Source organism: Mixta mediterraneensis, from assembly GCF_014946725.1.
GTDB lineage: Bacteria > Pseudomonadota > Gammaproteobacteria > Enterobacterales > Enterobacteriaceae > Pantoea > Pantoea mediterraneensis.
On sequence record NZ_JACFXY010000009.1, the window covers coordinates 71,808 to 92,475 of the forward strand.

At 52.3% G+C, this 20,668-nt stretch carries 14 protein-coding genes; 2 read left to right on the forward strand and 12 right to left on the reverse strand.

The genetic code is table 11. The features are described from left to right. Positions 1-20: 20 nt before the first annotated feature. The 12 genes from recD to rppH form a co-directional block, all read right to left on the reverse strand. Positions 21-1,862: an exodeoxyribonuclease V subunit alpha gene (gene recD, locus H2P46_RS16115; protein WP_193405935.1), complete on the reverse strand. Its 1,842-nt coding sequence runs from the start codon at positions 1,860-1,862 to the stop codon at positions 21-23. Beyond that, positions 1,859-5,398 carry an exodeoxyribonuclease V subunit beta gene (recB, locus tag H2P46_RS16120; protein WP_193405936.1) on the reverse strand — a complete coding sequence of 1,180 codons (3,540 nt, stop codon included), beginning with the start codon at positions 5,396-5,398 and terminating at the stop codon, positions 1,859-1,861. The genes recD and recB overlap by 4 nt, the downstream gene beginning before the upstream one ends. Continuing rightward, positions 5,395-8,286, reverse strand: a complete 2,892-nt coding sequence (gene ptrA / locus H2P46_RS16125; protein WP_193405937.1) for a pitrilysin — start codon at positions 8,284-8,286, stop codon at positions 5,395-5,397. The genes recB and ptrA overlap by 4 nt, the downstream gene beginning before the upstream one ends. Before the next feature lie 112 nt (positions 8,287-8,398). Beyond that, a complete protein-coding gene (gene recC, locus H2P46_RS16130) occupies positions 8,399-11,776 on the reverse strand; it encodes an exodeoxyribonuclease V subunit gamma (RefSeq protein ID WP_193405938.1) in 3,378 nt (1,125 codons plus the stop codon). 138 nt (positions 11,777-11,914) lie between these two features. Beyond that, positions 11,915-12,250: a prepilin-type N-terminal cleavage/methylation domain-containing protein gene (locus H2P46_RS16135; protein ID WP_193405939.1), complete on the reverse strand. Its 336-nt coding sequence runs from the start codon at positions 12,248-12,250 to the stop codon at positions 11,915-11,917. Then, positions 12,201-12,605 carry a DUF2509 family protein gene (locus tag H2P46_RS16140; RefSeq protein ID WP_193405940.1) on the reverse strand — a complete coding sequence of 135 codons (405 nt, stop codon included), beginning with the start codon at positions 12,603-12,605 and terminating at the stop codon, positions 12,201-12,203. The genes H2P46_RS16135 and H2P46_RS16140 overlap by 50 nt, the downstream gene beginning before the upstream one ends. Further along, entirely contained in the window at positions 12,602-13,129 is a 528-nt protein-coding gene (locus H2P46_RS16145; RefSeq protein ID WP_193405941.1) for a prepilin peptidase-dependent protein, read from the reverse strand. The genes H2P46_RS16140 and H2P46_RS16145 overlap by 4 nt, the downstream gene beginning before the upstream one ends. Next, a complete protein-coding gene (locus H2P46_RS16150) occupies positions 13,126-13,596 on the reverse strand; it encodes a prepilin peptidase-dependent protein (protein WP_193405942.1) in 471 nt (156 codons plus the stop codon). Before H2P46_RS16150 ends, H2P46_RS16145 begins: the two co-directional genes overlap by 4 nt. 189 nt (positions 13,597-13,785) lie before the next feature. Next, positions 13,786-14,580, reverse strand: a complete 795-nt coding sequence (thyA, locus tag H2P46_RS16155) for a thymidylate synthase (protein ID WP_193405943.1) — start codon at positions 14,578-14,580, stop codon at positions 13,786-13,788. After that, positions 14,577-15,470 carry a prolipoprotein diacylglyceryl transferase gene (gene lgt / locus H2P46_RS16160; protein ID WP_193406024.1) on the reverse strand — a complete coding sequence of 298 codons (894 nt, stop codon included), beginning with the start codon at positions 15,468-15,470 and terminating at the stop codon, positions 14,577-14,579. Before lgt ends, thyA begins: the two co-directional genes overlap by 4 nt. 119 nt (positions 15,471-15,589) lie before the next feature. Then, complete coding sequence (gene ptsP / locus H2P46_RS16165; RefSeq protein ID WP_193405944.1) at positions 15,590-17,836, reverse strand: phosphoenolpyruvate--protein phosphotransferase; 2,247 nt, start codon at positions 17,834-17,836, stop codon at positions 15,590-15,592. Positions 17,837-17,848: 12 nt separating this feature from the next. Next, a complete protein-coding gene (gene rppH / locus H2P46_RS16170) occupies positions 17,849-18,376 on the reverse strand; it encodes an RNA pyrophosphohydrolase (RefSeq protein ID WP_193405945.1) in 528 nt (175 codons plus the stop codon). Between the two features lie 685 nt (positions 18,377-19,061). Between rppH and mutH the strand changes: the two genes are divergently transcribed. Beyond that, on the forward strand, positions 19,062-19,739 hold the full coding sequence (mutH, locus tag H2P46_RS16175; RefSeq protein WP_193405946.1) for a DNA mismatch repair endonuclease MutH: 678 nt from the start codon (positions 19,062-19,064) through the stop codon (positions 19,737-19,739). Positions 19,740-19,839: 100 nt separating this feature from the next. After that, positions 19,840-20,550 (forward strand): TerC family protein, encoded by a 711-nt coding sequence (locus tag H2P46_RS16180; RefSeq protein ID WP_193405947.1) that lies wholly within the window; start codon positions 19,840-19,842, stop codon positions 20,548-20,550. Positions 20,551-20,668: the final 118 nt, after the last annotated feature.

Below are 20,668 nucleotides of genomic sequence, written 5' to 3' on the forward strand. Positions count from 1 at the left end.
GATGCCGCCCGATTTATTTCCTACGTTAAGCCCGCAAGGCGTTCCACCAGGCCACTGCGCCGCTGCGTTTGTAATGCAACCGCCCGCTGAAAAATCCCGAGATCGCTATAAAGCGTTAACCGCTTACGTGCGCGCGTGATAGCGGTATACACCAGTTCGCGGGTTAGCAGCGGCAAAAACTGAGCAGGCATAACTAATGCCGTATGTTCAAATTCCGACCCCTGCGATTTATGCACGGTCATGACCCACGCCGTTTCATGCGAAGGTAAACGACTGGGCTGAACCGCTTTGACAGAGCCGTCCGGCAGTGAAAAAAATACTTTTAGCTGATTTTCTGCGTCCCGCAGCGTAATGCCGATGTCGCCATTAAACAGCCCGAGCGCGCTGTCATTGCGAGTAATCATCACTGGACGCCCCGGATACCAGCGACTGCCTGTAACGGGACGGCGAATACGCTGTAGCTGTATTAATCGCTGCTCTACGCGCTGGTTTAATCCTTGTACGCCGAAAGGCCCATCGCGTAATGCGCATAGCAGTTGATAACGACCAAACACCGCAATGATCTCCTCTGGCGCTGCGTTTTGCTTAATCAGTTGCAGGAAAGGCTGATAGCCTTGTACTACCTCATTCAGCATCAGCTGGTAGGCTTCGCCACTATCCAACGTTTGATAATGAATATCGTCAAACGCCGCAGCAAACACCTTCTCAATCTGCTGTATATCGCCCAGATTCACCGCACTCGCCAACTGACCAATGCCTGATTTCGCGTCGAAACGATAACTTTTTCTCAGCAGGCAAATGCTGTCACGCACCCTAGGTGCCTGCTGGTGGTCTACTCCTTCCAGGGCGCAACCGGTCAGTAATGCCAACTGCTCAGCCCGTGCCAGGCTGTAGCCGTTTTCGCTACAGCGACAAATATCACCCAACACCGCCCCCGCTTCGACGGAAGCCAGCTGATCGCGATCGCCGAGAAAAATAACGCGCGCATGAAGCGGCAATGCGGCAATCAATTTTGCCATCATAGACAGGTCGACCATGGAGGCTTCATCAACCACCAGCACATCAAGATGCAGCCGGTTTCCGGCGTGGTAGCGCAAGCGTTGCGTGTCTGGTTGCGCGCCTAACAGGCGGTGTAAGGTCGTCGCTTCAGAGGGAAAACGTGCCCGCTCCTTGTCGCTGACAGATAATTCCTGTAAGGCTTTGCCAAGGGATTCGGTTAAGCGTGCCGCCGCTTTGCCAGTAGGCGCGGCGAGCTGGAAACGCAAGGAGCCGTCGTTCAGACGAATCATCGCTGCCAGTAATTTTGCCACCGTAGTGGTTTTACCTGTGCCTGGCCCACCGGAAATCACGGCAGTTTTTCGTGTTAACGCCACCGCTGCCGCAATTTTTTGCCAGTCGTCCGGCTGGTTGCCAAATAAGTCATTGAGCACTTCACTGGCTGTATGCGCGTCAAATACCGCGCTGGTATCCTGAAGCGAAAAGAAAGCTGCGACCTGCCCTTCACTCTGCCATAAGCGATGCAGGTAAAGTCGCTGATGGCTGAGCACTAATGGCGTGACCCGGCTGCCATCACTCACTGCGCTCCAGCCCGCCAGGCATTCAGACCAGCTTCCCGGCGCCCCCGCCGCTTGCCAGATCGCCTGAGCCAGGACGGGCTGGCGTCCGGCAAACAGACCGGTTTCGCTCAGATTCACCAGCGGCAGGCAGACATGCCCTTCGCCCGCTTCCGCGCTGACACAGGCCGCAGCCAGTAATAAAGCGGGTTGCGACTCGTCTGCCAGCAGCCGGGCAAATTGAATATCTAAAGGACGCAGCAGGCGTTTTTCTACTGCCTGCGTGAGTAATGACATCATCTCAGTCATGACATCTCCCCGGTACTGCCAAATAACGCATCAATTTCTTCAACAAAGGCTTCACCAGGGCGGGTGGCAAAGATACCGTTGTCAGGTGAATTGCCATCCATGCCGCGCAGAAACAGATAAAACACGCCACCAAAATCGCGCTGATAATCATAATCAGGCAGGCGATGCCGGAGATAACGATGCAGCGCCAGCGTATACAGCTGATACTGTAAGTCGTAGCGATGATCGATCATGGCCTGTTCCATTGCCAGTGGTGTGTAATCGGCATGGCTGTTACCCAGCCAGTTCGATTTATAATCCAGCAGATAATATTTCCCCTGCCAGCGGAACACCAGATCGATAAAGCCTTTCAGCATTCCCTGGACCTGACGGAAATCCAGCGCGGGTGCCCGTTGCGACAGCGCATCGTGGCGACGCAGCAATGCATCCAGTGCTGTTGCGGTCAGCAGATTACTGATCGGCAAATAAAACTCCAGTTCGATCAGCCGCTGCTCCATTTTTATTGCTGCCAGCGTCAGTTTTCCATCATTCAGCGGCGTGTGCAGGACGCGCTCGATCCACTGCTTCATCACCGGCAACCAGTCGAGAGAATAACCATTCTGCTGTAACTGATCCTCCAGCCAGATGTCGTCGGGCGGCTCCGCAAAATCAATGGATTCAAATAAGCCATGCAAAAACGTGCCGGGTGCAGCACCGCGCGGGAAATGATGCGGCGTCAGCGCTGGCGCTTCATCGCTGCCCTCTTCGCCTGCGGCATCAATATCAAAGCTCGGCATAAGCTCCAGTAATGGCGAGCTACTGTGCTGCTGTAAACCTGAATAACTGGTTACGCGCCAGCTGTCTGCCAGCCCACGCGTCACGCTGCGGCTAGTTAGCGCCTCGTCAGAAACCCAGCCATTTTGCCAGGCTTCACCCGGTTGCAACTCGCCCGTGACAAGTTCAATTCCTGCACCGTTTAAAGTATGCAAATGCTGGCTCAGCTGTATGGCATCTGCCGCTTTGCCGCGCTGTACCAGATAACCCAGTGCACTTTTATGCAGATCGCTTTCGCCTTCTTTTTTACGCGTCCCTTTAATTAACGGCGCAATCCCGACGCTGCAATGGTAAACCGAGCGCGTTAATGCTACATAAAGCAGACGTAAATCCTCCGCCAGCCGCTCTTCTTCTGCCAGTTCCATACTTTGCTCATCGCCCTGCACATCCAGCAGCGCGATAAAACTCTCGCGATCGTGATAAAGCGCGTTAGCCGCTTCACGGAAACCGGCGGCAAACGGTAGCCAGACCAGCGGATATTGCAGCCCTTTCGATTTATGGATGGTGACGATCTGCACCAGATGACGATCGCTCTCCAGACGAAGTTGTTGATTCGCGGCCTGACTGTTAGGCTGTGCAATCTGCTGAGCAAGAAAGCGCACCAACGCATGTGGGCTATCAAGTTGTATCGCCGCTTCCTGCAACAGTTCGCCCAGATGCATTAAATCCGTCAGCCTGCGCTCACCGTTTTCTGAGGCCAGCATGTTTTCCGCTAACTGACGCTTGATCATTACGTCGCGTAGCATGGGCAGAATGCCTCGCTGCTGCCAAAGCTGCTGCCATGCGGCAAACTGCTCAACCAGCGCATCCCATTCGCGCTCATTCTGGCTTAGCGCGTCCAGCGTGGCGGCATCAATGGCGAAAACAGAGGTGGCCAGTGCGCTACGCAACAGGCGCTCCTGCTCAGGAGCCTGAATAGCCTGCAACAGCCACAGCAGTTCACGTGCTTCCGGAGTGGTATAAACGCTATCGCGGCTGGAAAGATAGACGGAGGGAATCGACAATGCATTCAGCGCATCGCGAATCACATTAGCTTCATTGCGGCTGCGCACCAGCACCGTAATGTCAGATGCCTGCACATTACGCAGCGCATCGCCTTTGCCAAGCTGCGCATGCCCTTGTTGCCCTGCCAATAACCAACGGCTGATGTCAGACGCACACTGCTGCGCCATAAATTGTTGGTAATCACTTACACCCACTCCTTCGCCGGGTTGTAACCAAAAGCGCAGCGCGGGTTGTGGCTGATGGTCGAAAATCAGGTTTAAATTTTGATTCGGCGGCGCGGGGTTTACCGCTAAAAAAGGGATAGCAGAGAACAGAAACGGTGCATCAACCTGGGAAAATAACCGGTTGACGCTTTCTACCATTGCCGGTGAAGAGCGCCAGTTTGTGTCGAGCGTATAGTGAGCACTGACTTCATTACGTGCGCGTAGATAAGTAAAAATATCAGCGCCGCGAAAAGCGTAAATCGCCTGCTTAGGATCGCCAATCAGCAACAATGCCTGTTCCGGTTGATTGATATACAGCGAGCGGAAGATACGATATTGCTGCGGATCGGTGTCCTGGAATTCATCAATCAACGCTACCGGAAAACGCGTCCGAATCGTTTCGGCCAGTAGCGCGCCGCCGGGCTGCTGCAATGCCTCATCCAGCTTGCTCAGCAGATCGTCAAACCCAAGGAGCGCACGCAGGCGCTTCTCGCGCTGCACCACTTCACGTATTTCAGTCAGTGCCTGAGAAATAATCACATCGCGAAGCGACAGCGGTTCGGCAAGGAACACATCAATCGCTTCAAACAGTGCATGGCTCGGTGCCTCGCCTTTTTTAGTTTTCTCAACCAGAACCTGCTGACCAAAACGCTCCAGCTCTTTTGGCGGCTGATAATCCAGTGTTTCACTGGTCGCCCATTGAGAGACTTTACTGATCCAGTTAGGCAGATGCTTGCTACTGTAGCTGCGTTTATCGACACCTGAGTTAGCAATAATCCCTTCTATATCGCTACTCAACGCCTGCCATTGCTGCTTAATTTCCGCTATGCGGGCAAGATTACTGGCATGACGCGATGCCAGGGTTTCTTCAGCAGCCGGTGGACGTTTAAGCGTGGGCGTTTCCCCTTGCAACCACGGGCGCAGCGTGGTCAGCAAATGGTCGGGGCTGCTCCACTCTGCCGCAATGACCCGGGCGACATCCAGTGACAAAGGATAACAATGCCGACGCCAGAAATCGGCAGCCGACTGTTTTAACAGCGCCTGTTCATCCTCGATCAGCTCCTGTTCAAATAACATGCCCGACTCGAAAGCATTCAGGTTAAGCATCCGCTGGCAGAAACCATGAATGGTAAAAATGGCCGCCTCATCCATTTGCCGTTCAGCTGCCAGCAGCTGCGAGGCAGACTGCGCCAGATCAGGGATCTGCTCAAGCAATGTTTGCAGCATCGGATTGCTGCTTGTGCCACGCACGCAGGCCAGCCGCAGCTGGTGAATGTTATCGCGAATACGCCCACGCAGTTCGGCGGTGGCGGCTTCGGTAAAGGTCACGACGAGAATTTCTTCTACCGATAGCGGTCGGCTATAGGCATTCTCTTCGCCAAGTCCTAATAACAAACGCAAATAGAGCAAACCGATAGTAAAGGTTTTTCCGGTTCCCGCTGACGCCTCTATCAACCGCTCGCCGCGTAGCGGCAACGTCAGTGGATTTAATGGTTCGGGGCGTGGCTGCGTCATTGTGTTTCACTCTTCACCGGCAGCGACTGTTGCAGTTTCGCCACTTCATTCCAGGTTTTCCAGCCCGGTAAATAAGCGAATTCTGTTTTGGCTTCTCCGCTACCGGCAATTTGCGATGTCATGACCATGCCGTTTTTACGCATCACCGCCTGGTGGAAAAAGTCCGCCAGGCCAGAAGCGGTTAACTGCTGAATCTGCTCAATAATTTTTTGCCGGGTATCGAAGGCATAGTTTTGACGATCAAAATCACGACTATAGCGTGTCGCTTCCTCATCCAGCGTTTGTGGATGCTGTTGCAACTCATTGATCATTGCCTGCTGATATTGCGAAAAGTCTTGCTTGCTCATGTCACGCAAGCGCTTTTCCGCTTGCGGATAAAATGCCTGGTAGCGCTGCAATAGATAGGCGGGCTGCTTGCTGTTACTTTGCAGTAAGAAGCCGATCCCCCACTGCCTTCCCACCGGCATTTGAAAGGCAAATACCGCATAACCGAGCTGTTCTTCGGTACGCAGCTGGTTGTAGAACCACGGCTGGATAATTTGGCTCAGCATTGAGCTGTTTGCCATGCTCTGATATTCGCCGTACCCAAGCGGAATATAGAGCGCTGCCAGCGCTGAGTCAGTGCTACTGCCTGTTTGTTGCAGGTTGGCTTTGATCGGCTTGTCAAACGTCACGAACTTACTGTGCCAGTACCGCGAACCGTCGCTTTGCATCTGCTGCTTCAGATCGCGCCCCAGTTGCGTCACGCTGTCAGCACTTAGATTACCCAGCACCATCATTTCTGGCGTGGCATTGCGAATCAGGTTATCACGGTAAGTTACCACCTCTTTCAGCGTCATCGCACTCACCAGTTTGCGACGCGTTTCGCGCTGGGTATACGGCAGTTGCGACAGCATTTGCATGGGCTGAATCGCCTGTTCAAAAGCTTTACCTTTCTCTGCTGTCTCCAGACGTTCCAGATACCAGGATTTCGCCTGCTCAAGCTGCTGTTCGTTCGGCTGAAATGTTGAATATTTCTCTACCAGCTTTTTCAATAAGGTCGGTAGACGCTGAGTAAAGCCGCTGGCGCTAAATATCAGGCCATCATTTTCACCAGTGGAGAAACTAATGCCGCCCACAGAAGCCTGTGAGTTCAGCTCATCCAGCGCCAGGCTGGAGAGATAGTCATTCAGACCAAACAGAACCTGCTGGCGCGCATTGCTGATCGCCTGCTTGTTTCGCAATGCCAGCGTGATGGTGGCTTTCGGTTCACTGGCGTAGTACTGGCTCGGCATCCAGTAGATCCGCATCCCGTAATTATTTTCCAGCTTCACCGGATGGTTATATTTTTTCCCGTCCTCAGCGATTAAGGTGAAATCATCGGGTATGTAGGGGTTAAGAACCGGCATGGAAAGCTGAATCTTACTGGCACGCTGCTGCCAGTCGACAAAAGTCTGCTGCTTAACAGAATCGACCTGATAAGGCGCATTAACAAAGTAAGCCTGCTTATTGTGCGGCTCCTGTGGGCTGATGTACCAAATTCGCGCTTTTTCCGGCGTCATGCCGTCAAGGCGCGCTTTTATCGCAGCGGGATCGTAGTCATCCGCTAAATAAGGCGCATCTAATGTATGCTCAACAGGCACACGCAGCATGGTATCGGCTAGCCACTCGATGTAGTCCATGTCACGACTGATCGAGGGATAACGGAAATCCAGAGCCAATACATGCGACACTTCATCAAAATAGCGTTTATCAATGCCCTTCTCACGCAGCATATTGATGTAGCTAAATATGGCCGCAACCACGTCGTCACGCTGCGCCAGACCTTTGTCAGTCAACGATACCGTAATAGCAAATACGCCGCTGTTACGATCGGTCATGGGGTCTGCGCCCGCATTAACGTCGTCTGCTAAACCTTGTTTTTGCAGCCAGTCGGTTAAGGTATTTTTGCTGCGGTTGCTAAGCAGATAACTGATTAGCGTATCGGTTTTGCTGCGAAAGCGATCGCTGTTATTAGCAATGCGGAATTCAACTTTTAGCTGCTTACGCGGTTGCGCGGGTACGTAGTGAATAATGATACCCTGCTGTGCCTCCGTCACCACCGGCACGTTAATGGCTGGAACGCTGGCGTTATGATTCGAAACACGCCCGAAGGTTTTCGTCGCAATCGCAGCCATTTCCTTCAGCGGCTTATTACTGTAAATCACCGCTTTCATCAGGTTGGCTGAATAGTAAGTCTGATAGAAGTTTGTCAGCGCCTGATGCAGCTTGCTAGCAGGTTTATCTTTCAGAGTATCCAGATTACCGCCCGAAAAGCGCGAGCCCGGGTGGGCTGGGTTCAGCGTTTCCGCGCCGACCTGCGCCATACGTAAACCATCACGCGAGCGCGCCATTGTCAGCTCCGCATTCACCGCGTGCCGTTCGCGATCGGCATTTACCGGGTCAAGCAACGGTGCTGCCACCGCGTCCGCCAGACGATCTACGGCAGGTTCCAGCGAGTCGTTTTCAACCTCCAGATAAAATGCGGTGCGATACGACGCGGTGCTGGCATTGTGGCTGCCACCATGCTTCTTGAGAAACTCCGCAAGGTTATCGGGCTGGGGATAATGTTTCGAGCCCATCAATACCATATGCTCAAGATAGTGGGCTAAACCCAGCTGCTGATCAGGATCGTCCAGTGAACCAATAGGTAAGGTTAACGCCGCCAGTGATTTCGGGGCGCCGCTATCAGAGACCAGCAGAACAGTCATGCCATTGTCGAGCGTTATTGCCTGATACTGACGTGGATCGTGTTCACTTTTGTGAATGGTGTCATTGACTGGCTGCCAGCCCGATTTTACCTGCGCCAGTACGTGAAACGTCACCAGGCTAAACAAAACCGCCGCCAACCAGCGTGCGTGTGTACGCATGTAAACCCCTTATTACCCAGGAAGCCACGGTGCAAGCACACGTAGCTGAAGTACAGCAAGCTTTTTACTGTTTCTACTGTTTAGCCATCAAACGGATACGCTCTCTGGCCTGCTATTCATCATCCTGATGGGCCTGTAACACCGGCAGGTACCATTGCGTTGCGGCCTCAGTGATTTGTTGTAACTGCGTTTCATCTAATACCCGGCACAGACGCTGCAAATAGGGATCGCTACCTTCTCCCTCCTGCTGATAACCGCCCTGCCATGCCTGCAGCAATTTATTACGCGCCTTCAGTTGGGTAACATCATCGGTTAACAGCTGCTGCGTTTTTTTGTCGTAACTGGCTTCTAACCAGGCCCCCCCGCTTTTGTTGAGCAACATTAACGGCTGCCCCATACCCTGTCGAAAGCCTTCGACATATTTCTTCAGCGCTTCTAATGCCGCATCCTGATCTATAGACGGGAAATGCCAGCGGCTATGTTTTCGCCCATACATCCGGCTGGCTCCCGTTCCCCCTAAAGCGCAATACACCAGATGCTCCAGCCACAATAGCAAACCATCATTCATATTGAGCACGCCAGGACGCCAGCGCAGCAGGCCATCGCTCTGCACCTGTGACAGCCAGCCGGTTAAGGTGACGTTGCCGGGTTGCAGATTAATTTCCCAGCTTTCTCCGTCGCTACGCTCAGCAGAAACCTCAGCCGCGACTTCCTGCATCTCTTCATGCTGCGCTTGCCAGAACAGTTCGCCAAACGCGCCATATGGCAGGTTACCTGCCGCACGATGACGTGCATAAAGCCGCTGTGTATCATCGCCCTCAATCAACGCATTGAGTAACTCAGCGTTGATTTGATAGCGTTCCAGGCTGTCAAGCGCAAATGGCTCGGTGTCTGGTAGTTCGCTATCTTCCAGCCAAAAACTCACTCCCAGGCGCTGGTGAAACCAGGCACGTACCGGGTGACGCCAGAAGCGTAAAAACGCATCTAGCGTCAGCGATTCCAGCTCGGGAACGTCCAGCGGCTGAACAAAGTCGGGTTGGGGATGGCCTTTGCCTAACGCAGCAGGCAACCATTCACGGGCGAAACTTTGTGTACGTGAAGCTGGCTGGAAATTTTCGACGGCAAATGGCATGCGACTATGAAGCTGTTCAAGATGCATGCGCACGCGCCCGGCGCTTTCATCCAACTCACACTGTTCATCGCCTGGCAGATAAAAACTCTGCCCAATGTATTCCAGCAGTTCTGTGACCAGCACGGAGGGATAGCGTTCCGTATTATCCTGAATCGCACGGCCAATATAGCTGATGTAAAGCTGGTGCTGCGCCGATATTAATGCTTCCAGAAACAGATAGCGATCGTCATCGCGGCGGCTGCGATCACCCTTACGCATATGCTGTTGCATCAGGTCAAACCCGAGCGGTGCCAGCGTACGCGGATAAACGCCGTCATTCATTCCCAGCAGACAAACCACTTTGAAGGGGATAGACCGCATCGGCATTAACGTACAGAAGTTAATCGGCCCGGCCAGAAAGCGCTGGCTGATACGTTGCTGATCGAGCCGCCCTCGCAGAGCGTCGCGCAGCAGCGTCACCGGGATCGCTTCATCAAATTGCGCATCTATGCCATATGCGATCAACTGTTTCCACTGTTCTTCAACCAACAGCAATGCGGCTTCAGCTTCAGTATCGGCGCTGAAAAAGGCGTTAATAAGTTCGCGACACAGCGGCAACCACGCGTCTAAAGAACGAGTCTGCGCCAGTGCTTCACGCCAGTGATTCAATCGTGCCAGCAACTCAGCTAAATGCCCGGCCAGTTCACCCACCAGCCCGCTGGACTCGTCATAAGGTAAGATACCTTCCCAGTCACCGTTATGGCTCTCCATCGCATAGCCCAATAGCATACGTTGCAAGCCAAAGCGCCAGGTATGCTGGCCAGTAATCGGCAGTGAAAGCGCCTCGACGCTGGCATCATCCAGGCCCCAGCGTACGCCTGATTCACTGACCCAGCGCCGCAATAGCCGTAATCCGCTTTCATCAATAGAAAAATGCGTGGCCAGCGCCGGCACATCCAACAGCGCCAGGATATCTTCTGAAACAAAACGGCTGTCCGGCAGCGCCAGTAAATGAAGGAAGGCGACTATTGCCGGATGCGCCTGGCTGGCGCGACGGTCTGAAATGGCAAACGGCAAATGACGTTCGGGCGGTGCGTTAGCAAATACCGCCTGAATAAACGGTGCGTAACTGTCAATGTCTGCCACCATCACGATAATATCGCGGGCTTTAAGGTGTGGCTCGGCTTCCATTAGCGCCAGCAGATGATCCTGTAATACTTCGACTTCACGCTGGGCGCTGTGACAGATCTGAATCGAGATGGAGCGATCTTCAGGATCGAGTCTGCGTTTGTTGCCGCTGTAGGCCAGCTCTTCAGCATTCAGACCGATAATGGCCTTATCCTGTAGATTAAGCAGATCGTACTGAATGCAATGCAGCACATTGTCTTCCTCAACCTCAACGAAAGCGTCAATGTCGTCGTTTGCTTCCATTTGGCTGAGCAGGAAAAGATTATCGCGCCCAAGCTTCCCCCAGGATGCCAGCAGCGGATTTGTAAGTTGCTGCTCACCCGAGACATTAAAAAGTGCAGGCGCCTGTGCTGTATCGCGAAATAAGCCCCGCGCCTCGTCTGCATCATGTCGGCGACGCTGGCGACTCTGCAACTTCGCCAGAAAAGCATAATCCTGAATATCGCCCCAATAATCGCGGCAAGGATTAGTGAACAGCAGATGGATTTCTACATGGCGACTCAGCGCCTGTAATGCCTGCAAATACACCGGAGGCAAAGCAGAAATACCACAAATAAAAACGCGTTCAGGCAGGTTTTTCGGAGGGCTTTCTGCGGCTTCCAGCGTTTCGATAAAGCGTGCATACAGATTGGCACGGTGCCATTTCGGCTGGCCCAGCGCTTCCGTGTAGGTGACCAGATCGCGCCACAGCGCCGCCTGCCACTGCTGAGCATCACCTAAACCTTCGATCAGTTCGCCGTGCTCCCAGCGATTTAACCAGTCAGCACGATATACCAGATACTGATCGTACAGGTCCGCTATACGCGAACTCAGTTGAAACAGTTTGCGTTTGTCTGCGTCATCATTGAGATAGTGGCGTAGCGAGATAAATTCATCTTGTTCCAGTAAAACCGGCAAACGGTGCATCAGTTTCCAGCTCATGCTGGCTTTGCTAAAGGCGCTTTCAACCGGGATGTCCGGCAGTACGCTTACAAACATTTCCCAGATAAAGCTGGCGGGCAGCGGGAACGCAATATTTGCTGCAATGCCGAACGTTTGCGCCAGTTCCATTTGCAGCCATTGCGCCATACCTGGGCTTTGCACCAGGACCATTTCAGCAGCAAAGGGATCGGCAAGAGGGGAACGTTTAATTACTGTAGCCGCCAGAGTCTTCAATAATTCAAGTTGATTAGAGTGATAAACGTGAAACATTAAAACTCCTGATGGTGAAACAAGGTATTTCTGCTGCGGTAATGATTGAATAGCGTATCAAAAGCGGCCCGGTAACTTTACCGCGTATCATGGCTGATGCCCATATAAAGAGGGCAATTTGCCTGCGTATTGTCCACTTTAACAGCGCAATCGCGACAAGGTAGCGGATCGCTGATGCGGCCCGCTGACTTCCACACGCTCCAGCGTACAGCCGCCAGGCCCACTGCTACGCTGTAAGACGCTTTGCCAGCCTGTCACTTCCCGCCCTGTTAAGCGCTGCTCGGCGACGCGCCAGGCTTCACGCTGTTGCCATTGCTGACTAAAACCAAGACCTAACGCGCGATGATACTGCAACAGTGCACTACTGCTTAACGCCATTAACAGCAGAGCGAATAACGCTTCTGGCAGACTAAATCCCGCTGCCTTACGGACATAATTCAGGTTTCGACTGTGGGCAATAATCAATCCAGCCATGGGGCAGCGCCTGAATACGATTATCCCGGGTTGAAACCCAATGCCACAGTGCCATTCCACTGCCGCTGGCTTCGCCTTTGAGTAGCCCTTTTCCATTTTCACCCCGCTGTAAGCAACTGCGCCAACCGGCCTTGTTTTCCTGCTGGCAAGACAGCATTTCCGTGGGGGGCCAGTTCAGTTTCAACCCCCATTGCAGCGCAGACTGCGCACGCCAGAAATGCTGTATAAAGTGCTGTTCATCTGCCATCAGCGTCATTCCCTGTCCCAACATTTCCCGGCTGGTATGCAGTGTGAGACTACCCATTAGCAAAATCATCAACACCATACCCAGCGCGCTATTGCCATGCTGTTTCACAGATTTTCACCTTCAACCCAACTCTCCAGCGTTTCGCTCCAGGGTCCGGCACGCCCTTTCAGCAGCAGTTTTATCAGCGAGCCCGCCTGGGCCACGCTGAACGTTTCTATCGTAAGAAATGCAGGATCAGAAAGGCGCTCCCAGCCGTTACCGCTACAGGTATCTACTCCGCGCTGCATTTCCAGCTGGTTTTGCCGCAGACGATACCCATAATGATCGCTTTCGCTGTGATCAATCGCTTCCCATTTGCCATTGCTGTTCTCATCCCAGCGCACCAGTAAACAGTTACTGGATAGGATAAGCGCGTTGCTGCCACAATCACCGTTGCAATAACCTGCCCGTCGTACCGCCTTCTCCAGCGTTGACATCAACTGTGCTAGTTCTTGACGCAACTGCACTCGCTGCTGCAATTTGAGGTTCTCGCCCAGCAATAGCGGCAGAAAACGGCCAGCACTTATCATCAGCACGGCGCTTATCGCCATTGCGATAAGCATCTCCAGCAGACTGAATCCGGCTATTTTCATTCACAGCCCCTCTCGTCTGGCTGACATACGCGGATACGCGCTCGGGCCGAGATGATTAATCGTAACCGCCCCGCTTCATTACCTATTTCAATGCTGCCTGCCTTCGCCATATTTCGGCGCCCATAAAAGCCGGGTTCACCACGAATACCGAACAATTTTACCTGGCTGTTGGGTGTGACAAAGTGCAGCCGTTTGCCCTCAGTACACTTTTCGGTAGGCCTGGGTCCGCTGCCAATACACCAGGGGGTCTCCGTGCGAGACCATAAAATCAGATCGCGATTATGCCAGTTCGCCTGCGCCCGTAAGCGCTGCAGAAAACCCTGCAACTGCTGCGCGGTGTCTCGTAATTGCTGGCGTTGCTGCCAGCGCTGCCAGCCCTGCAACGCGCCGATGCTGAGAATGCCCGCTATCACCATAACAAACAGCAGTTCTGGTAGCGTAAAGCCATGTGAAGTTTGCGTTTTCATTGCGGCAGCTTGCGTGTTAACCGGTAACTGAACAACCGTGTTTGTGGCGTGTCGGGTAAAGCCTCGCAATCTTATTGACGGGATCACCGCTAACCACATAACGCTGCGAGCAGGCTCACAAAGGGAGATTAATTAAAAAAGCCCCGGCGTGTAAAACACAGCCGGGACTCTGGTTGCCGCTGTTAAGATTTAAATAGCGACAGGCGCTTTAATCGCGGGATGTGGATCGTAATCTTCAATGTCGAAGTCATCGAACTTATAATCGAAGAGGGAAGCCGGTTTACGCTTGATCACCAGCTTCGGCAACGGACGCGGTTCACGACTTAACTGTAAGCGCGCCTGTTCCAGATGATTACTGTACAGATGCGTATCGCCACCGGTCCAGACGAAATCACCCACTGCCAGATCACACTGCTGTGCGATCATATGCACCAGCAGCGCATAGCTGGCAATGTTAAATGGCAGGCCGAGAAAGACATCACACGAGCGCTGGTATAGCTGACACGATAATTTTCCGTCTGCCACATAAAACTGGAAAAAAGCATGGCAAGGCGCCAGCGCCATGTGATCCAGCTCGCCGACGTTCCACGCCGAAACGATAATACGCCGCGAGTCAGGATCGCTTTTTAGCTGCTCAATCACCCTGGTGATCTGATCGATCTCTTCACCGTGGGCGGTTCCCCAGCTGCGCCACTGTTTACCGTAAACCGGCCCGAGATCGCCCTTCTCATCAGCCCACTCATCCCAAATCGAAACTCTGTTCTCTTTGAGATAACCAATATTGGTGTCACCCTGCAGAAACCACAGCAGTTCATGAATGATGGAGCGAAGATGGCACTTTTTAGTGGTCACCAGCGGAAAGCCGTCTTGCAGATTGAAACGCATCTGGTGACCAAAAATTGAAAGCGTGCCAGTGCCGGTACGGTCAGCTTTTGGCGTGCCTTCATTCAGCACATGTTGCATCAGGTCCAGATACTGTTTCATTTTTCCTCACGAAGCTGCTGCTGAGGGCGACGGCGGTATGCCCAAATCATCATAATAATACCGGCGATAATCATCGGGATGGAGAGGATTTGTCCCATGCTGATCCCCCCGTCGAACAGGCCAAGCTGCGCATCCGGCTGGCGAAAAAACTCCACGATAATGCGGAAAGCACCATAGCCAATCAGGAACAAGCCTGACACGCTGCCCATCGGACGCGACTTACGAATAAAAAGGTTAAGGATGATGAACAGCACCACCCCTTCAAGTACCAGTTCATACAGCTGCGAAGGATGACGTGGCAGGACACCGTAGGGATTGTTCGCCGCGTTCATAATCGACTGATATAACGGATTATTCGCGGCCAGCGCCAGATCTTCGCTGCGGGAACCAGGGAAAAGCATGGCAAAAGGGAAGTCCGGGGCTACGCGTCCCCACAGCTCGCCATTAATGAAATTACCGAGGCGACCGGCCCCTAAGCCAAATGGGATCAGGGGAGCAATAAATTCAGAGACCTGGAAGAACGTTCGCTTAGTACGATGCGCAAACCACAACATCACCAGGATTACGCCAATCAGACCACCGTGGAACGACATGCCGCCATCCCAGACCTTAAACAGATAGAGCGGATTCTCAAGAAATAGCGGTAGGTTATAAAACAGCACGTAACCGATGCGACCTCCGAGGAATACCCCCAGGAAACCGGCATACAGCAGGTTTTCCACTTCCTCTTTTTTCCAGCCACTACCCGGCTTGTTAGCACGACGTATAGCCAGCCACATTGCGAAGATAAAGCCCACCAGATACATCAATCCGTACCAGTGAAGCGAAATCGGTCCGATGGAGAAGATCACCGGATCGAATTGAGGAAATGCGATATAGCCGTTATTCATCATTCACCGTTCATTTTTCAGCCCTGAAAAAGCGGGCGACAGGCACATAAAGTAAAAGCCGCGCATAATAGCACAGCCGGTTTTGCGAGTTGGCACGGAAATGTAAACCCTGTTTACGGTTAGCGTCCGCCACGTATCAGGCCACCTAAACCACGCCGTTCCATAAATGCCGAGACTAAATGACGCACTTCGGTTGCGGTATGCGCCTTTAACCCTTGTTCACTGAGTTTTTGCGCTTCTTCACGATCAAGATGGCGCAACAGATATTTCACCCGCGGGACGTTTTTACCGTTCATGCTGAGATGGTGGTAACCCATTCCAACCAGCAGCGCGACACACATTGGATCGCCAGCCATTTCACCACACAGGCATAACTCCAGCTTCGCCAAACGGGCTTCCTGTGCGATAGATTGCAGAGCGTGCAGCATCGCCGGATGCAGCGGATCATAAAGGTTTGCGACGCGCGTATTGTTACGATCAACCGCCAGCAAATATTGCGTTAAATCATTGGTGCCGACAGAGATAAAATCTACCCGCGATGCCAGATGAGGGATCATAAACAGCATTGACGGGACTTCAATCATCACACCAATACGCGTTTTGGGAATGGCGTATCCCAGCATCTCTTCAACTTCACGCCCGGCACGCTCAATAAGGCGTTTTGCATCGTCGATCTCATCAATATGGCTGATCATCGGCAATAAAATGCTGAGGTTACCGGACGCCGCGTTGGCACGCAGCATGGCGCGCACCTGTACCAGAAAAATCTCTGGCTGATCGAGCGTCAGGCGAATGCCACGCCAGCCCAGGCACGGATTCTCTTCACTGATCGGCATGTAGGGTAGTTGCTTGTCTGCGCCAACATCCAGCGTACGTAGCGTCACCGGCTTATTGTGAAACAGCTGCAACATCCCCTGATACTGCGCAACCTGCTCCTCTTCAGAAGGGAAGCCGTTTTGCAGCATAAAAGGAATTTCGGTGCGATACAGCCCAATACCGTCTACCCAGCTGCCCAGCGCTTGCTCATGCTCCGGGCTCAGACCCGCGTTCAGCATTACCTGTACGCGCTCGCCGCTCTTCAATTCACCGGGTTGATCAACCACGCCTTCAGCCATCTTGCTCAGCGCGTTTTCTTCGCTGATCAGCCGTTGATACTCCTGAACCAGCACCGGTTCGGGATCGATCAATAGCTCGCCCCGATAGCCATCGACGATCAATAAACGTTTGTTGAGCTGATGTGGTTGTATATCCGCGCCCATCACGGTCGGGACGCCCATTGCACGCGTCAAAATGGCAGCGTGTGAATTGGCTGCGCCGTCGCGCACCACCACACCAGCAAGGCGTTCTTGCGGCAATTCGGCTAAAGTGGTGGCGGTAAGTTCGTCGGCCACCAACACGAAACGTTCCGGCCAGGCATTGGTGCCAACCAGCGAGTCGTCGAGATGAAACAGCAGGCGCTGGCCTAACACGCGTAAATCACCCGCACGCTCACGTAAATAGCTGTCAGTCAGACTGGCGAACTGTTCAGCAAACTTTTCGATGACCGTTTTCACCGCCCATTCCGCGACCGATCCCCGTTCGATCTCTGCAAACAGATCATTTTTCAGGCGCGCATCGGTCAGCAGATGCGAATAGAGATCGAAAATCGCCGCGCTCTCTTTTTGCACGCTGGCGGTAAATCGTTTACTGAAACGACGAAATTCGCTGGCAGCTTCACTCATTGCCAGCGATAAACGCTCGCGTTCACGTTGGGTATCTAATGTTGAAGCAGCAGAAACCTGATCAAGAAGCGGCTGGGTTTCATCGACCCAGCCCGTTGCGACAGCAACGCCGGGCGCAGCGGCAATGGCCTTCACCCGTGCCTGGCGAAACTGGCCAAACAGTTGACTGAGTTGCGATTGTGACAGCAGTGCCGCCATTTGAGTGGCCAGCGTGACGAGAAACGATTCTTCGCTTTCGTCGAACTGACGATGTTCACGCTGCTGCACCACCAGCACGCCAAGCAACTGGCGACGACTGATAATCGGCACACCCAGAAACGAGCGATAGCGCTCTTCTTTGACGGCGGGAATGTATTTGAAGCTGGGATGACTTTGCGCATCCGCGAGGTTGATGGGTTCGGCTAAACGCCCGACCAGCCCAACAATGCCTTCGTCGAAAGCCAGTTTTACCGTAAGGCCGCGCGGCTTTTTGAGCCCACGCGTCGCCATCAGGTAATAGCAGCGACGATCGTGATCGGCGAGGTAAACGGAACAGACTTCCGTTTCCATCGCCAGACAGATCTCATTAACCAGAATGTCGAGTGCTTCATTCAGGCGCGGTGCACTCGCCACTTTTTCTACTATTTCGCGCAACTGAATGAGCATAAAGGGCGTGGCCTATCCTCTTTTACGTCGATGAGCAGGATTATTTCGCTGCCCCGCACTCTCCTGCATAGACATCACCACGCCAGCGAATTCCTTCATTACACGGCGATAAACATCGCGTTTGAAGGAGACTACCTGACGCACCGGATACCAAAAGCTCACCCAGCGCCAGCCATCAAATTCCGGTGTGCTGCTGTGTTGAACATTAATATCCGCGTCATTACACATCAACTGCAGAAGAAACCACTTTTGTTTCTGGCCGATACATACCGGCTTTGTGTCCCAACGCACCAAACGTTTTGGCAACTTGTAGCGCAACCAGTTACGGGTAGATGCAAGTATTCGAACATCTTTACGGTGTAGCCCCACTTCTTCGAACAGCTCGCGATACATAGCCTGTTCGGGGTTTTCACCAGGATTGATGCCTCCCTGAGGAAATTGCCAGGAGTGCTGTCCAAAGCGCCTGGCCCATAACACTTGTCCCTGCCTGTTACAAATTACGATACCAACATTCGGGCGGTAGCCATCATCATCGATCACCGGACTACCTCAAAGCTAAATTTGAATAGCCTGATTGTTTCACACTCCTTACAGGCGGTAAACCACTGGATTAGGAGGGTATAAATGGATTAATAAGAGGATAACTTATCACGCAGCGCCAAGTTATGAACAATTAAGGATTAAAAGAAAGATCTTATTCACCTTTTCTGTGGATAGCTTTGTGCAGAACGCGGGAGTTAACTGAATAACATCGTAAGACGATTCTTAGCCACTTCAACCCATAAATTTCATTATCTTTTGATTTTATTGATATTAATTTAATAAGACGGAGCCATAGGAATACGTTTTCACTTTGCAAAACAGCGTTGCCTTTGTATATGGCGAAAGATCCACCACCAGGCTTTTTATCCACAGTGAAGTGTGCATCCTTAGGCCAGTGTGGTCGAAATCTGTTAATAAAAGCAAAAGTCAAGGCTGTAAATGGAACCAGTGTCTGCGTTAACGTGCGGTTATCCCACTTTTCTGTGGATAACCGGGCTTAAGATCCTGTTCATTGTTGATAGCAACCGGGGATAACCTTAAACGTAAGATTGCCTCTGTAAAAATAATGCAGAAAAAAAGCATGATCTATCATGCTATTATGCATTCTACGCACAGCTATTTTCTGTGGAAAAAATCTGACGCCAGAAACTGTTCATTTTTTTAATCAATACGAGTTATCACCATGAGCCACCTTCCAGGGCCGCCTGAAGATGAATCCATTCTGCTGGCACGTGCGCAGTCTTTAGCGGGTTTGACGCTCAAAGCGCTGGCGATAAAAGCGAGTTTACCCCTGCCTGCTAACCTTAAACGCGATAAAGGCTGGGTGGGTACGTTGCTGGAGCGTCACCTTGGCGCCAGCGCAGGAAGTAAAGCTGAGCAGGATTTCGCTCATCTCGGCATTGAACTCAAAACTATCCCAGTTGATGCCTCTGGCAAACCACTGGAAACCACGTTTGTTTGCGTGGCTCCGCTCACCGGTAACAGCGGCGTAACCTGGCAAACCAGCCACGTTCGTCACAAGCTGGCGCGCGTGTTGTGGATTCCGGTCGAAGGCGAGCGCGAGATTCCGTTAGGTGAGCGGCGTGTAGGCGCACCGCTGCTGTGGAGCCCTGACCCGGAAGAGGACAATATGCTACGCCAGGACTGGGAAGAGTTAATGGATATGATTGTGCTGGGCCAGGTCGAACGTATCACTGCACGTCATGGCGCCTGGCTGCAAATCCGCCCAAAAGCGGCCAACAATAAAGCGTTAACGGAAGGCATTGGAGAACAAGGTCAGCCAATTCTGACACTCCCACGCGGCTTCTATCTGAAAAAAAGCTTCACGGGACCGCTGCTGGCACGACACTTTTTATTGTGAATTTTTAGTGAATTAACGGAGATGACGTATTTTTTTGCGTGCGACGCAAACTGGATGCGTATAATCGCCGTTTAATTTTCGTTTAGGATTGAATGTAAGCATGTTTGACTGGATTGCCGATCCCAATGCCTGGCTGGCACTGGGAACCCTGACCATTCTTGAAGTGGTGTTGGGTATTGATAACATTATCTTCCTGTCATTGGTTGTCGCAAAACTGCCTAAAAATCAGCAAGCCAACGCGCGCCGCCTCGGTTTGATGGGCGCAATGTTAATGCGCCTCGGTTTGCTGGCATCTATCGCCTGGGTGGCAAAACTGACCGATCCTTTATTTACCTTAATGGGCCACGCTTTCTCAGCACGCGACCTTATTCTGCTGCTTGGTGGTTTGTTCCTGCTGTGGAAATCCAGCATGGAAATTCATGAAACCATTGAAGGCGGCGAAGAAGAGCATAAAACCAATGTGCACTCTTTTCTCGGCGCGATTGTACAGATTATGTTGCTCGACATTATTTTCAGTCTCGATTCGGTGATTACCGCGGTTGGCCTTTCCGATCATCTGTTTATCATGATGGCAGCGGTGGTAATTGCGGTGCTGATGATGATGTTTGCTGCCCGTGCCATTGGTGAGTTTGTAGAACGTCATCCTTCAGTGAAAATGCTGGCGCTCTCCTTCCTGATTTTGGTGGGTTTTACGCTGATTCTGGAAAGTTTCGCCGTCCATGTACCAAAAGGTTACATTTATTTCGCCATGTTCTTCTCAATGGCAGTGGAGTGCCTGAATCTGGTGCGCAGCAAAAAAAATACCGCCTGATATTGTCAAGGACGAGCTGGCTCGTCCGTTGATTTTCAGATTGATGCGATTAACACAGCCAACAAAACGTTTTATTACTACACTTTTGCACGTGATACAGCGTGAGGGTGAGGACGCA

What these genes read in the sequence shown, in the direction of transcription:
- H2P46_RS16180 (WP_193405947.1), top strand. Translation starts at nt 19,840, where the DNA reads ATGTTTGACTGGATTGCCGATCCCAATGCCTGGCTGGCACTGGGAACC.
- recB (WP_193405936.1), bottom strand. Translation starts at nt 5,398, where the DNA reads ATGACGCAGCCACGCCCCGAACCATTAAATCCACTGACGTTGCCGCTA.
- ptrA (WP_193405937.1), bottom strand. Translation starts at nt 8,286, where the DNA reads ATGCGTACACACGCACGCTGGTTGGCGGCGGTTTTGTTTAGCCTGGTG.
- H2P46_RS16135 (WP_193405939.1), bottom strand. Translation starts at nt 12,250, where the DNA reads ATGGCTGGATTGATTATTGCCCACAGTCGAAACCTGAATTATGTCCGT.
- recC (WP_193405938.1), bottom strand. Translation starts at nt 11,776, where the DNA reads ATGTTTCACGTTTATCACTCTAATCAACTTGAATTATTGAAGACTCTG.
- mutH (WP_193405946.1), top strand. Translation starts at nt 19,062, where the DNA reads ATGAGCCACCTTCCAGGGCCGCCTGAAGATGAATCCATTCTGCTGGCA.
- ptsP (WP_193405944.1), bottom strand. Translation starts at nt 17,836, where the DNA reads ATGCTCATTCAGTTGCGCGAAATAGTAGAAAAAGTGGCGAGTGCACCG.
- H2P46_RS16150 (WP_193405942.1), bottom strand. Translation starts at nt 13,596, where the DNA reads ATGAAAACGCAAACTTCACATGGCTTTACGCTACCAGAACTGCTGTTT.
- lgt (WP_193406024.1), bottom strand. Translation starts at nt 15,470, where the DNA reads ATGAATAACGGCTATATCGCATTTCCTCAATTCGATCCGGTGATCTTC.
- H2P46_RS16145 (WP_193405941.1), bottom strand. Translation starts at nt 13,129, where the DNA reads ATGAAAATAGCCGGATTCAGTCTGCTGGAGATGCTTATCGCAATGGCG.
- recD (WP_193405935.1), bottom strand. Translation starts at nt 1,862, where the DNA reads ATGACTGAGATGATGTCATTACTCACGCAGGCAGTAGAAAAACGCCTG.
- thyA (WP_193405943.1), bottom strand. Translation starts at nt 14,580, where the DNA reads ATGAAACAGTATCTGGACCTGATGCAACATGTGCTGAATGAAGGCACG.